This is a genomic window from Qipengyuania benthica (assembly GCF_030717865.1).
GTDB classification, from domain to species: domain Bacteria; phylum Pseudomonadota; class Alphaproteobacteria; order Sphingomonadales; family Sphingomonadaceae; genus Qipengyuania; species Qipengyuania benthica.
In genome coordinates this window covers 242,213-255,175 of sequence record NZ_JAVAIL010000002.1, presented here as the reverse complement: position 1 = coordinate 255,175, position 12,963 = coordinate 242,213, and the positions used below count along the sequence as shown (strand labels likewise).

Below are 12,963 nucleotides of genomic sequence, written 5' to 3'. Positions count from 1 at the left end.
GGCGGGTCCCTGCCGAGCTTGTCACCGCCGCGCAAGCGGTGCAGCTTGCGCGCCATGCCCGCGCTGCGATCCGCCCGCCGCTTTCTCGCCCAGACGCTCGGCCCCGCGGTGGATCTGGTCTACCCGCCGCGCTGCCCGGTCTGCGGCGAGGGAATCGCGCAGCAGGTGGGCTTATGCGCCGCCTGCTGGGAGCAGCTCGAAATCCCCTCCGAACCGGGCTGTGCATTGTGCCAGCGTCCTTTCGCCGGCTCGGTTCTGGAGGCTGGCGCCGTCTGCGCGCCTTGCATGTTCTCACCGCCCAACCACGCCGGTATCGCTGCGGCGACGCTCTACAACGACGTCTCGCGCCGACTCGTCCTCGCCTTCAAGCACGGCCGCCGGATCGCGCTCGCGCCGATGCTGGCGCGGTTGATGGCGGCGCGGCTTCCCACCCCGTCGGACCGGATCATCGTCCCGGTCCCGCTGCACCGCCGGCGGTTGTGGTATCGCGGTTTCAACCAGGCGGCGCTGCTTGCTCGCGGGCTTGCGGCGCTGGGTCATGGGACATTGGCGGTCGACGCGCTGGTCCGCAGCAAGCCTACCCCGACCCTGGGCGGGCTGGGGGCGAAGGCCCGCCGCCGCGCGCTCTCGGGCGCCATCCGCGTCAGCGAGCGCGGGGCGCAAGCGGTGCGCGGACGGGAGGTGATCCTGGTCGACGACGTCCTCACCAGCGGCGCGACCTCGCAGGCCTGCGTCGCCGCCCTCAAACGGGCGGGCGCGACCAGCGTTACGATCTGCTGCTTCGCAAGAGTTCTCGATGGCGAGCACAGCGCCACGATCGCGCAACCCGCATCGCTGCCACAAAGCGAAACGCCCGAGACCACGAAGGTCTCGGGCGCCACGTGACGAATGTTAGCGGACCCTCCCTCGAAGGGCTGGCGCACCCCCCATGAATACGCCGGGTCCTATCCCTCATCGCTTGATGCGCGCCATGCCCCGAAAACAAGCCCCGAAGGCCGGCAGCGCTCCTTGTACCCCCCGAACCCGGTGCTCTATTCGGTACCCTCGCCAAGCGGATAGCTCTTTCGAGCCACAGTGCGAATATTCCACCAAACCGCCGTTCCTCAAACCGGCAATTTTGCTATCGGCAGTTTTAAGAAGCCGCTGTTGCGGCTGTGCAACAAATATCAGTATATTCAACGCAAGGATCGCCGATGACCACGGATAGCGCCGAACGCGAACAGGGTACGCGTTTTCTTCCCAAGTTCGACGATCGGGGACTGCTGACCGCGGTGGTGGTCGAAGCCTCGAGCCTGCAGGTCCTGATGGTCGCCTTCATGGACGAGGAAGCGCTCGACGCCACTCTCGCGAGCGGAGAGGCGCACTTCCATTCCAGATCGCGGGGCCGATTGTGGAAGAAGGGCGAGTCTTCGGGCCACACGCTCGCGGTCGAGGAAATCCTGGTCGATTGCGATCAGGATGCGCTCGTCCTGCGCTGCCGCCCGGCGGGGCCGACCTGCCATACAGGCGCGGTGAGCTGCCTCTACCGCCGGCTGGAGAATGGCTCGCTTGCCCGCGTCACGAGTTGACGTTTACGTAAGCGGACTGTACCCGGAGCCGCATGACGACAGCCAGTACCCAATCCCCCGATCGGGCACCCGATAAATCTGGTCGCGGCCAAATTCGTGGCGGATCGGGCGCCTTGCTCGATCGCCCCGACAAGCTCGCCCGCGAGCAGTTCACCATTTCCGACCTCACTTCGGAATTCGGCTGCACCGCGCGGGCGTTGCGCTTCTACGAGGACGAGGGCCTGATCGCCCCCTCGCGGGTCGGCCTGTCGCGGATCTATTCGCAACGCGACCGCGCCCGGCTAGCCTGGATCATGCGCGCCAAGAACGTCGGCTTCTCGCTGACCGAGATCCGCGAGATGATCGATCTCTACGATCTCGACGACGGCCGGGTGGAACAGCGCCGCGTCACGGTCGAGAAATGCCGCAAGCATGTCGCCAAACTGAAAAAGCAGCGTGCCGATATCGACAGTTCGATCAAGGAACTGACCGACTTCATCGGCCACGTCGAATCGCTCGATCCTGCAAGATAATCTTCCGCTTCAGATCCTACCCACCCCCAGCCTACCCACCCCCAGCCTACCTACCAAGGACACTCCCATGCCCAGCTATACCGCTCCGACCCGCGACGCCCGCTTCATCCTCAACGAGATGCTCGATCTCGCCGGCTATGCGCACCTGCCCGGCTTCGAGATGGCGACCGCCGATGTCAGCGATGCCGTGCTCGGCGAAGGCGGCAAGTTCTGCGCCGAGGTGCTCGCGCCGCTCAACCGCGTCGGCGACGAGGAAGGCTGCACCCGCCACGAGGATGGCTCGGTCACCACGCCGCCCGGGTTCAAGGAGGCCTATACACAGTTCGTCGAAGCCGGCTGGGGCACGATCGCCGCACCCGAGGAATTCGGCGGGCAGGGCATGCCGCATGCGCTCGGCTTCGCGCTGGAGGAGTTCATCTCCTCGGCCAACCAGGCTTTCGGCATGTATCCCGGGCTGACCAATGGCGCGGTCTCGGCGCTGATCGCCAAGGGATCGCAGGAGCAGAAGGACATGTATCTGCCCAAGATGATCTCGGGCGAATGGTCGGGAACGATGAACCTCACCGAGCCGCAATGCGGCACCGATCTGGGCATGATCCGCACCAAGGCCGAGCCGCAGGCCGATGGCAGCTACGCGCTGACCGGCACCAAGATCTTCATCTCGGCCGGCGAGCACGACATGACCTCGAACATCATCCATCTGGTGCTCGCGAAGACCCCCGGCGCGCCGGACAGCACCAAGGGCATCTCGCTGTTCGTGGTGCCCAAGTTCCTCGTCAACGAGGACGGTTCGGTGGGCGAGCGCAACACCGTCGTCTGCGGCTCGATCGAGGAGAAGATGGGCATCCACGGCAATTCGACCTGCCTGCTCAATTACGACGCCGCCAAGGGCTGGCTGGTCGGCGAGGAGAACAAGGGTCTTGCCGCCATGTTCATCATGATGAACGCCGCGCGCCTCGGGGTCGGCGTCCAGGGTCTGAGCCAGGCCGAGGCCGCCTATCAGAACGCGGTCGCCTATGCGCTCGACCGGCGGCAGGGCAGGGCGCTGACCGGCCCTGCCGAGCCCGAGGCGCAGGCCGATCCGATCTTCGTCCACCCCGATGTCCGCCGGATGCTGATGGATGCCAAGGCCTTCACCGAGGGCATGCGCGCGCTGTGTCTGTGGGGCGCATTGCAGGTCGATCTGAGCCACAAGGCCGAGACCGAGGAAGAGCGCGAAAAGGCCGATCTGATCATCGGGCTGCTGACCCCGGTGATCAAGGGCTATGGCACCGACAAGGGCTATGAGGTCGCGACCAATATGCAGCAGGTGTTCGGCGGCCACGGCTACATCCGCGAATGGGGCATGGAACAGTTCGTCCGCGACGCCCGCATCGCGCAGATTTACGAAGGCACAAATGGAATCCAGGCGATGGATCTGTGCGGACGCAAGCTGGCGCAGAAGGGCGGCGCAGGCATTCAGGCGTTCTTCACGATGGTCGGCGAGGAGGTCGAGCAGGCCAAGGGCGACGAGGCGCTTGGTCCGATCGCCGAGGCGCTCGGCAAGGCTCTGGCCGAGCAGCAGGCGGCGACCATGTGGTTCATGAGCAATGCGATGCAGAACCCCAACCATCTGGGAGCCGGCGCGCATCATTACATGCACATGATGGGCATCGTGACGCTGGGCTTCATGTGGTTGCGGATGGCCAAGGTTGCGCAAGCCAAGCTGGCCGAGGGCGGGGACGATGCGGCGTTCTACGAAACCAAGCTGGCGACCGCGCGATATTTCATGGACCGCTACCTGCCCGATGTCGGCGCCTTCCGCCGCAAGATCGAGACGGGCAGCGACAGCATGATGGCGCTGGGCGAGGAGGCTTTCGCCACCGCGGCGTAGGTTCGCAACGCGAAAACTGGTCGACAGAAAGCCATCCGCGCCGCGGCTCCCCGAAGGAGTTGCGGCGCGGACTGGTTTTGCGAGCCCCTGCGGCGACTATTCCTCGGGCAGGAAGTCCGCCACCGAGAGATAACGCTCGCCGGTGTCGTAGTTGAAGCCCAGCACCCTGGTACCATCGCCCAACTCGGGAAGCTTGCTGGCGATCGCCGCCAACGTCGCGCCGCTCGAGATGCCGACCAGCAGCCCTTCGACGCTGGCCGATTTGCGCGCCCATTCCTTGGCATCCTCGGGATCGACCTGGATCGCGCCGTCGATGCTCTTGGTGTGCAGATTGCCGGGGATGAAGCCCGCGCCGATACCCTGGATCGGGTGCGGGCCGGGCTGCCCGCCCGAGATCACCGGCGAGCCGGTAGGCTCCACCGCATAGGCCTTCATCGTCGGCCATACGCCCTTGAGAACTTCGGCGCAGCCGGTGATATGGCCGCCGGTGCCGACCCCGGTGATCATCGCATCGATCGGCGTGTCGCCGAAATCGGCCATGATTTCCTTGGCGGTGATATCGGCATGGACCTTCCAGTTCGCGTCGTTGTCGAACTGGCTCGCCATCCAGGCGCCTTCGGTCTGCGCTACCAGTTCGCCGGCGCGCTCGATCGCGCCCTTCATCCCCTTGGCCTTGTCGGTGAGATCGAAGCTGGCGCCATAGGCCAGCATCAGCCGGCGGCGCTCGATGCTCATGCTCTCGGGCATGACCAGCACGAGCTTGTAACCCTTGACCGCGGCGACCATCGCCAGACCGATCCCGGTGTTGCCGCTGGTCGGCTCGATGATCGTCCCGCCGGGGCGCAACTTGCCCGACTTCTCCGCATCTTCCACCATCGCCAGCGCGATCCGGTCCTTGATCGAGCCGCCGGGATTGCCGCGCTCGCTCTTCACCCAGACCTCGTGATCGGGAAACAGCCGGGAAAGGCGGATATGCGGGGTGTTGCCGATGGTGGCGAGGACGGATGGGGCTTTCATGGAATGCGCTCCTGCAATTGTTCTTCGGGTGTCTCTTCTACCAATTCCTCAGGCGGGTCGAAGGTCCGCGTGGTACGCAAAACAGGAAAGACGCGGGTCCACAAGCCGACCGTGACGATCGCGCCGATTCCGCCGCTGACCACCGCGGCGACCGGCCCGATCAGGAATGCCAGCGAGCCGGAGAAGAAATCGCCGAATTCGTTGGATGCGCTGATCGTCAGCAGGCTGACCGAGGACACCCGGCCGCGCTTGTCGTCGGGCGTGTGCAGCTGGATCAGCGACTGGCGGATATAGACGCTGAACATGTCGGCGGCGCCGATCACGAACAGCATCGCCAGGCTGAGCGGCATCCAGGTCGAGAGGCCGAAAGCGACGGTCGCGGCGCCGAACACTGCCACGGACCACAGCATCTTGGGGCCGACCTGGGTCTTGAGCGGGAAGATCGAGAACCATAAAGCGGTCACCACCGCGCCGCAGGCGGGGGCCATCGCCAATTGCGCCAGCCCGGTCTCGCCGACTTCCAGGATGTCGCGCGCATAGACCGGGAACAGCGCGGTCGCCCCGGCGAGGAACACCGCGAACAGATCGAGCGTGATCGCGCCCAGCACCATCTTGTTGCGCCCGACATAGCGCAGGCCATCGACGATCTGCGCGATCGGGCGAGCGGTTCCGACGCTGTTGGCGCGCGGGACATGCCCGATCGTGCTGAGCGCGGTGAGCGAGACCAGAAACAGCCCCGCGGCGATGGCATAGGGCAGCGCAGGGAGGATGGCATAGGTGTAGCCGCCGATCGCCGGGCCGGCGATCATCCCGACCTGCCAGGCGATGCTCGACAGCGCGATCGCATTGGGGAGGATCGAGCGCGGCACCAGATTGGGAGCGAGCGCGGAGAGCGCGGGGCCGTTGAAGGCGCGCACCACCCCCAGCACGACCGCTATCGCGTAGAGCCATTCGAGCGCGATGGTATCCTGCCAGGTCAGCCAGCCCAGTGCGGCGGCGCAGCCGAACTGCACCAGCACCGTGAGCCGCGCGACATTGCGGCGGTCGAAGCGGTCGGCGGCCAACCCCGAGAACGGCGTCAGCAGGAATAGCGGGACGAACTGGAACAGGCCGATCAGCGCCAGCTGGCCCGAGGCTTCGGCCACCGACGAACCGCCGTCGCGGGCGATGTTGTAGACCTGCCAGGCGATGATCAGCATCATCGCATATTGCGCCAGCGTCATCGCCAGACGACTGACCCAATAGGCGCGGAAATTATGGACGCGGAAGGGGTGGGTGGGCTCGCTCACGCGCGGCCCATGGCAGCGGGCGCGCGGCAAGGGAAGAAACTTCCCCTGCCAGCGGTTAAACCCGGCGGGCGTTCAGGCGTCAGCGATTGCGGCGCAGCCGCGGATTGGGCTGGAGCTGGTCGATCATGGCGATGAAATCATCCGGGCGAATGATCCGCTCGTACTGGAAACCGGCGCGATTGTCGCGGATCCAGATGCAATAGGCTTCGATCCGTCCGACGATCGGCAGGCGGATGATGACCCGGTCGCCGCGCGCCAGATTCTTGGCATCGTCGATCATGAAACCATTGGCGGAGATGTTCGCGATATGCATCCGCAGGTCGCCGACGCGGAAATGCTCCGCGATGACGGGGTGATCGACCGGGTGGCGCGCCATGCGCCGCTTGTCGGTGACGCTGAGCTGAGCTCCGGCACCCATGATAGCCAATCCTCCGTGTTCACTGTGGACCGCCATATTGGGCTGGAAAGGCTGACAATTGGTAAAGCCGGATTGGCCAAACGGCGGGCAATTACGCGCTCTGGCGCAAGTCAGCCCCGGATGATCGCATGTTTCTTTTTGCCGAGGCTGAGACGCGCCTCGGCGCCCGGTGGCAGCGTCAGCAGATGGCCGACATCGTCCATGGTCACGCCGTCGAGCTTGACCGCGCCTTCGGCCAGCTTGCGCTTGGCTTCGCCGTTGGAAGCGGTGAAGCCAAGCTCGGTCAGCGCGGCGCCGATCCGCATGCCGTCGGCGCCCAGCCGAAGCACGGGGAGGTCCTCGCCCAGTCCGCCCCCGGCGAAGGTTGCCGAGGCAGTCGCTTCGGCGACAGCGGCAGCCTCCGGACCGCGCACCAGCGCGGTCACCGCATTGGCGAGCACGATCTTCGCGGCGTTGATTTCGCTGCCCTCGAGGGCTTCGAGGCGCGCGATCTCGTCGAGCGCAAGATCGGTGAACAGCCTGAGGAAGCGCCCGACATCGCGGTCGTCGACATTGCGCCAGTACTGCCAGAAGTCATACGCCGGCAGCTGCGCCTCGTTGAGCCAGACGGCGCCCGAGGCGGTCTTGCCCATCTTGGACCCGTCGGCAGTGGTGAGCAGCGGCGTCGTCAGCCCGAACAGCTCGCGCCCCTCCATCCGCCGCCCGAGCTCGAGCCCGTTGACGATATTGCCCCATTGATCGCTGCCGCCCATTTGCAGTCTGCAGTCGTAGCGCCGCGCCAGCTCGACGAAATCATAGGCCTGGAGGATCATGTAGTTGAATTCCAGGAAGGTCAGCGCCTGCTCGCGCTCGAGCCGCTGCTTGACCGAATCGAAGGTGAGCATCCGGTTGACGGTGAAATGCGGCCCGACATCGCGCAGCATCTCGAGATAGCCGAGCTCGCCCAGCCACTCGTCGTTGTTGACCATTACCGCGTCGGTGGGACCGGTGCCGAAGGTCAGCAGGCGATCGAAGACCGTGAAGATACCGGCGACGTTCTCGGCGATGGTCGCATCGTTCATCAGCTTGCGGCTTTCGTCGCGGAACGAGGGATCGCCGATCTTGCCGGTGCCGCCGCCCATCACCACGATGGGCTTGTGTCCCGCCTGCTGCAGCCGGCGCAGCATCATGATCTGGACCAGGCTGCCGATATGCAGCGATGGCGCGGTGGGATCGAAGCCGATATATCCTGGCACGATCTGCTTTGCGGCGAGCGCATCGAGGCCCTTGGCATCGGTCGCCTGGTGGATATAGCCGCGCTCGTCGAGCAGGCGCATCAGATCGGAAGTGTAGCTGGTCATGATGGTCAGGGCGCTAGCATGGGGGAGCCCGGGTGCAACAGATGGATTTGACGCCGCACCCCGCGAACCCGCCCGCGGGCGACTGGCAAGTGCGCTTTTCGTGGCAGCCGACCGAGCACTGGCTGACCCTGCGCTGGCGGGTGTCGGGCGTGGGCGCGCTCGCCATCCCGCCGCTGGCGGGGCGGGGCAGGGCGGATGGATTGTGGGAGGCGACCTGCTTCGAACTTTTCGTGCAGCATGGCGAGGGGCCGGCCTATGCCGAGTTCAACCTCTCGCCGTCCGAGCGCTGGGCGGGTTATGATTTCACCGGATATCGCGCCGGGATGCGGCAGCGCAAACTGCCGCGCGCGCCGGTGTGCAGTTGGCGCGCAGGGTCCGCCTTCTCGCTGTTCGACGCCGCGATCCCTCTTGGCGGGCTTCCCGAACTGCCCGCCGCTTTCGGCGCGAGCGCGGTGATCGAGGAGACCGACGGGACGAAGAGCTACTGGGCGCTGACCCATGCCTCGGACAAGCCCGATTTCCACGATCCGGCTTGCTTCACCGCGAGGCTTGCGGCACCGCTGCCGCCATGAAATTCGGTATCGACCGGCTGCTTGCCGACCCCGCCCTGCGCCGGCCTCTCGACGGCAAACGCGTCGCGCTCGTCGCGCATCCGGCTTCGGTGACGCGGGATCTCACCCATTCGCTCGACGCACTGATCGCCGCCGGGGTGAACGTCACCAGCGCCTTCGGCCCACAGCATGGTCTGAAGGGCGACAAGCAGGACAATATGATCGAGACCGGCGACGAGACCGATCCCGTCTATGGCATCCCCGTGTTCAGCCTCTATGGCGAGGTGCGCCGCCCCACCGGCCAGATGATGTCCAGCGCCGATGTGTTCCTGTTCGATCTCCAGGACCTGGGTTGCCGGATCTACACCTTCGTCACCACGCTGCTCTACCTGCTCGAGGAAGCGGCGCGCCACGGCAAGGAGGTCTGGGTGCTCGACCGCCCAAATCCGGCGGGGCGCCCGGTCGAGGGCACGCTGCTGGTCCCGGGGCAGGAAAGCTTCGTCGGCGCGGCGGAAATGCCGATGCGGCACGGGCTGACGATGGGAGAGATGGGCGACTGGTTCATCGGGCGGTTCGATCTCGATGTGGACTACCGCGTGGTGGAGATGGTGGGCTGGCGGCCCGGCGAGGCGCCCGGCTTCGGCTGGCCGCAGGATCGCATCTGGATCAACCCGTCGCCCAACGCCGCCAGCGTCAACATGGCGCGCGCCTATGCCGGCACGGTCATGCTCGAGGGCACCAATCTGAGCGAGGGGCGCGGCACCACAAGGCCGCTCGAAGTGCCGTTCGGCGCGCCCGATCTGGATGCCGGGGCGGTGCTGGCCAAGATGCAGGCGCTCGCGCCCGAATGGCTGGCGGGCTGCACCTTGCGCCCCTGCTGGTTCACCCCGACCTTCCATAAGCATTCGGGCGAACTGTGCAGCGCCTTGATGGTCCATGCCGAGGGGCCGGACTACGATCATGACGCCTTCCGCCCCTGGCGGTTGCAGGCGCTGGCGTTCAAGGCGATTCGCACGCTGCACCCCGATTACGATCTGTGGCGCGACTTCCCCTATGAGTACGAGCTCGAGCGGCTGGCGATCGACGTCATCAACGGCGGCCCGGCTTTGCGCGAATGGGTTGACGATCCGCAGGCCGCGCCGGGCGATCTCGATCGGCTGGCGGCGACCGACGAAGCGCGCTGGCTGGAAGAAACGACCCCGCTCCTGCGCTACGAGTGATCGCCTGTTGACGGGCGGCCCCGACTAGGGAAGGTTCGCTCCGGGCGACGGGCATACCCGCGTTTCAGGAGAGGGTCGAATATGGCGTCAGCCGCACAAACCGCCGCCACACCCAATTCGGTGAGAGCCACCTTGTGGATCCTGCTGATGGTCTACATCTTCAACTTCATCGATCGCCAGATCGTCAACATCCTCGCAGAACCGATCGCGCTCGATCTGGGGCTGAGCGACACGCAGATCGGGCTGATGACGGGGCTCGCCTTCGCGCTGTTCTACACCCTGCTCGGATTGCCGATCGCGCGCTATTCCGACCGCGCCACCACCAATCGTCCGCGGCTGATCGCGATCGCGCTCGCAACCTGGTCGGCAATGACCGCGCTGTGCGGGCTGGCGCAGAACTTCTACCAGCTGCTGCTGGCGCGGATCGGGGTCGGTGTCGGCGAGGCGGGATGCACCCCGCCGGCGCATTCGCTGATCAGCGACCTTGTCCCGCCCGAGCGGCGCAGTTCGGCGCTGGCCTTCTACTCGCTCGGTATCCCGGTGGGCACGCTGCTGGGGATGATGATCGGCGGCCTGCTCGCCGACTGGGTGGGCTGGCGGATGGCGTTCCTGTTCGTCGGCCTGCCCGGAGTGGCGATGGCATTGGTGGTCCATTTCATGCTGCGCGAGCCGCGGCGCGGGATGAGCGCAACGCTCGCGGAACACAGCACGCCGCCGCCCGAGATGTCGCTGTGGACTTCGGTGCGCACGGTGATGCGCTCGCGTGCCTTCGTGCTGCTGCTGCTCGCCGGCTCGACCGCCTCATTCCTCGCCTATGGCAAGACCACCTGGACGACGATCTTCTTCCAGCGCACGCACGATCTCACCCCGGGAGAGGTCGGGTTCTGGTTCGGGGTCATCAACGGCGCGGCTGGCATTCTGGGCACCTGGCTTGGCGGCTATCTGGCGGATCGCTTCGGGGCGAAGAACCGCCGCCACGTGCTGACCGCACCCGCGGTGGCGATGGCGGTCGCTGCGCCGATCGCCTTCCTCGCCTATCAGGCTGCGACCTGGCAGGTGGCGCTGGCACTGCTGATCGTGCCGACCTTGTGCAATTCGCTCTATTACGGACCGACCTATTCCGCCGCACAGGGCCTCGTGCCGCTGCGCGCGCGGGCGATCGCGGCGGCGGTGCTGCTGTTCTTCCAGAACCTGATCGGACTGGGGCTCGGCCCGCTGTTCTTCGGCATGCTGTCGGACCTGCTGCAGCCCGGCTTTGGCGAGGAAAGCGTGCGCTACGTGCTTTACGGTGCGGCCTTCCTGGGACTGATCCCGGCGTTCTTCTTCTGGCGCTGCAGCCTGCGGCTGAACGAGGAACTCGACCGGAAGGGGTAAGGGGGCGGAAGGGCTGACCCGCCTAACGCGCGGGGCGCAGCCCGTAATGCTTCTCGACCTGCGGGATCGGTCGGATATCGTCGGGATCGCCTTTCGCGACCAGCACCGCGCAGCCATCCTCGCGGCGGTCGACGGCCCAGATCAGCACCGGTTCTTCACCGGTCACCGGTTCTCGCCGAAGGGGAGGTTGCCCCATCTGCTCGCGCGCAAGATGGAGGCGGTCCCGGCAGACCGCCGCGTCCGATACCGCTTCTTCCACCGTCTTCCAGGCAATTGAGGGCTCGCGATAGGACGGCATGGCGGGAAGGGTTGCATCCGAAACGTTCGCAGTATCGGTCTGCACGGAATTGGGTGGTGCGGCATCAGAACTCCGGCCCCGTTCCAGTTCGGGAGCCGCAGCAACGAGTAGGAACAGCGCGCTGGTCAGGGTGATCGGTGTCCCCACGATCACTCTCCTCAAAATCGGGAGAATACATCAATACCCGTAGCGCTTCAAATCGGGCGGATCGCGCTCACCCCTGCTTGCGGCTCAATTCGCGCATCGCATCTTCCAGCCCGTCGAGGGTGAGCGGATACATGCGATCGTTGACCAGCTGCTTCATCAGCTTGGTGGACTGCGAATAGCTCCACTGCTTTTCGGGCACCGGGTTGAGCCAGACGGTCGCCGGATAGGTGTTGGTCACCCGCTTCATCCAGGTCGCGCCGGCTTCCTCGTTCATATGCTCCACGCTGCCGCCGGGATGCGTGATCTCGTAGGGGCTCATGGCCGCATCACCGACGAAGACGATCTTGTAATCGTGGCCGTATTTGTGGAGCACGTCCCAGGTCTTGGTGCGTTCGGCCCAGCGGCGGCGGTTGTCCTTCCATACGCCTTCGTAGAGGCAGTTGTGGAAGTAGAAGAATTCCAGATTCTTGAACTCGGTGGTGGCGGCGCTGAACAGCTCCTCGGTGGCCTTGATGAAGGGATCCATCGACCCGCCGACATCGAGAAACAGCAGCAGCTTGACCGCATTGTGCCGCTCGGGCCGCATCTTGATGTCGAGCCACCCCTGCTTGGCGGTACCGGAAATGGTCGCATCGATATCGAGCTCGTCCGCCGCGCCTTCGCGCGCGAAGCGGCGCAGCCGACGCAAGGCCATCTTGATGTTGCGGGTGCCCAGTTCCTTGGTGTTGTCGAGATTCTTGAACTCGCGCTTGTCCCACACCTTGACCGCGCGCTTGTGCTTGCTTTCGCCGCCGATCCGCACGCCTTCGGGATTGTAGCCCGAATTGCCGAACGGCGAGGTGCCGCCGGTGCCGATCCACTTGTTGCCGCCCTCGTGGCGTTCCTGCTGCTCGGCGAGCCGCTGCTTGAGGGTGTCCATGATGGCGTCCCAATCGCCCAGCTTCTCGATCTCGGCCATTTCCTCGGGCGAGAGGAACTTTTCGGCGACCGCTTTCAGCCAGTCTTCGGGGACATCGACCGGGTTCTGGCCGTAATCGGACAGGATTCCCTTGAACACGCGCTGGAACACCTGATCGAAGCGATCGAGCATTCCTTCGTCCTTCACGAAGGTGGCGCGGCTGAGATAGTAGAACGCCTCGGGACTTTCCTCGATCACTTCGCGGTCGAGCGCCTCCAGCAGGGTAAGGTGTTCCTTGAAGCTGGCCTTGATCCCGGCCGCCCTGAGCTCGTCCATGAAGTCGAAAAACATGCGCTATGTATAACGGCGCCCGCTGACGAGCGCCACCCTCCTGCGGCACAAATCGGCCCGCGGATGCTTAAGAAGCCGCTAACACATTGCGCCTATGACGATGCCCG

Annotated in this window: 13 protein-coding genes; 7 read left to right on the top strand and 6 right to left on the bottom strand. The window is 65.5% G+C overall.

Annotated features, from left to right (window positions below):
• The first annotated feature begins 54 nt into the window (after window positions 1-54).
• The 4 genes from Q9K01_RS06535 (at window position 55) to Q9K01_RS06520 (ending at window position 3,953) form a co-directional block, all read left to right on the top strand.
• Window positions 55-885 carry a ComF family protein gene (locus Q9K01_RS06535; protein ID WP_305929412.1) on the top strand — a complete coding sequence of 277 codons (831 nt, stop codon included), beginning with the start codon at window positions 55-57 and terminating at the stop codon, window positions 883-885.
• A gap of 308 nt (window positions 886-1,193) precedes the next feature.
• Window positions 1,194-1,568 (top strand): phosphoribosyl-AMP cyclohydrolase, encoded by a 375-nt coding sequence (hisI, locus tag Q9K01_RS06530; RefSeq protein WP_305929411.1) that lies wholly within the window; start codon window positions 1,194-1,196, stop codon window positions 1,566-1,568.
• A 32-nt stretch (window positions 1,569-1,600) separates the two neighbouring features.
• Window positions 1,601-2,080, top strand: a complete 480-nt coding sequence (locus Q9K01_RS06525) for a MerR family transcriptional regulator (RefSeq protein ID WP_305929410.1) — start codon at window positions 1,601-1,603, stop codon at window positions 2,078-2,080.
• A gap of 67 nt (window positions 2,081-2,147) precedes the next feature.
• Entirely contained in the window at window positions 2,148-3,953 is a 1,806-nt protein-coding gene (locus Q9K01_RS06520) for an acyl-CoA dehydrogenase C-terminal domain-containing protein (RefSeq protein ID WP_305929409.1), read from the top strand.
• A gap of 96 nt (window positions 3,954-4,049) precedes the next feature.
• On the opposite strand, the gene cysK is transcribed toward Q9K01_RS06520, so the two are convergent.
• From cysK to tyrS, 4 genes are all read right to left on the bottom strand, one after another.
• Window positions 4,050-4,970 (bottom strand): cysteine synthase A, encoded by a 921-nt coding sequence (gene cysK, locus Q9K01_RS06515; RefSeq protein ID WP_305929408.1) that lies wholly within the window; start codon window positions 4,968-4,970, stop codon window positions 4,050-4,052.
• Window positions 4,967-6,259, bottom strand: coding sequence for an MFS transporter (locus Q9K01_RS06510; protein WP_305929407.1), 1,293 nt, complete (start codon window positions 6,257-6,259; stop codon window positions 4,967-4,969). The genes cysK and Q9K01_RS06510 overlap by 4 nt, the downstream gene beginning before the upstream one ends.
• Before the next feature lie 79 nt (window positions 6,260-6,338).
• Entirely contained in the window at window positions 6,339-6,677 is a 339-nt protein-coding gene (locus Q9K01_RS06505; protein ID WP_305929406.1) for a PilZ domain-containing protein, read from the bottom strand.
• A gap of 110 nt (window positions 6,678-6,787) precedes the next feature.
• A complete protein-coding gene (gene tyrS / locus Q9K01_RS06500) occupies window positions 6,788-8,017 on the bottom strand; it encodes a tyrosine--tRNA ligase (protein WP_305929405.1) in 1,230 nt (409 codons plus the stop codon).
• A gap of 41 nt (window positions 8,018-8,058) precedes the next feature.
• Here tyrS and Q9K01_RS06495 point away from each other — a divergent pair, with 41 nt between their 5' ends.
• From Q9K01_RS06495 to Q9K01_RS06485, 3 genes are all read left to right on the top strand, one after another.
• Window positions 8,059-8,589 (top strand): DOMON-like domain-containing protein, encoded by a 531-nt coding sequence (locus tag Q9K01_RS06495; RefSeq protein ID WP_340324261.1) that lies wholly within the window; start codon window positions 8,059-8,061, stop codon window positions 8,587-8,589.
• Window positions 8,586-9,788, top strand: coding sequence for an exo-beta-N-acetylmuramidase NamZ family protein (locus tag Q9K01_RS06490; RefSeq protein ID WP_305929403.1), 1,203 nt, complete (start codon window positions 8,586-8,588; stop codon window positions 9,786-9,788). The genes Q9K01_RS06495 and Q9K01_RS06490 overlap by 4 nt, the downstream gene beginning before the upstream one ends.
• Before the next feature lie 81 nt (window positions 9,789-9,869).
• Window positions 9,870-11,162, top strand: coding sequence for a spinster family MFS transporter (locus Q9K01_RS06485; protein WP_305929402.1), 1,293 nt, complete (start codon window positions 9,870-9,872; stop codon window positions 11,160-11,162).
• Window positions 11,163-11,184: 22 nt separating this feature from the next.
• Here the strand turns inward: Q9K01_RS06485 and Q9K01_RS06480 are convergent, their stop codons facing one another.
• Window positions 11,185-11,607, bottom strand: coding sequence for a hypothetical protein (locus Q9K01_RS06480; protein ID WP_305929401.1), 423 nt, complete (start codon window positions 11,605-11,607; stop codon window positions 11,185-11,187).
• A gap of 67 nt (window positions 11,608-11,674) precedes the next feature.
• Window positions 11,675-12,856 (bottom strand): vWA domain-containing protein, encoded by a 1,182-nt coding sequence (locus Q9K01_RS06475; RefSeq protein WP_305929400.1) that lies wholly within the window; start codon window positions 12,854-12,856, stop codon window positions 11,675-11,677.
• Between the last annotated feature and the right edge of the window lie 107 nt (window positions 12,857-12,963).

Coding starts and splice junctions, on each gene's coding strand:
- Q9K01_RS06505 (WP_305929406.1), bottom strand. CDS start 6,677: ATGGGTGCCGGAGCTCAGCTCAGCGTCACCGACAAGCGGCGCATGGCG.
- Q9K01_RS06485 (WP_305929402.1), top strand. CDS start 9,870: ATGGCGTCAGCCGCACAAACCGCCGCCACACCCAATTCGGTGAGAGCC.
- tyrS (WP_305929405.1), bottom strand. CDS start 8,017: ATGACCAGCTACACTTCCGATCTGATGCGCCTGCTCGACGAGCGCGGC.
- hisI (WP_305929411.1), top strand. CDS start 1,194: ATGACCACGGATAGCGCCGAACGCGAACAGGGTACGCGTTTTCTTCCC.
- Q9K01_RS06535 (WP_305929412.1), top strand. CDS start 55: ATGCCCGCGCTGCGATCCGCCCGCCGCTTTCTCGCCCAGACGCTCGGC.
- Q9K01_RS06475 (WP_305929400.1), bottom strand. CDS start 12,856: ATGTTTTTCGACTTCATGGACGAGCTCAGGGCGGCCGGGATCAAGGCC.
- Q9K01_RS06520 (WP_305929409.1), top strand. CDS start 2,148: ATGCCCAGCTATACCGCTCCGACCCGCGACGCCCGCTTCATCCTCAAC.
- Q9K01_RS06495 (WP_340324261.1), top strand. CDS start 8,059: ATGGATTTGACGCCGCACCCCGCGAACCCGCCCGCGGGCGACTGGCAA.
- cysK (WP_305929408.1), bottom strand. CDS start 4,970: ATGAAAGCCCCATCCGTCCTCGCCACCATCGGCAACACCCCGCATATC.
- Q9K01_RS06490 (WP_305929403.1), top strand. CDS start 8,586: ATGAAATTCGGTATCGACCGGCTGCTTGCCGACCCCGCCCTGCGCCGG.
- Q9K01_RS06525 (WP_305929410.1), top strand. CDS start 1,601: ATGACGACAGCCAGTACCCAATCCCCCGATCGGGCACCCGATAAATCT.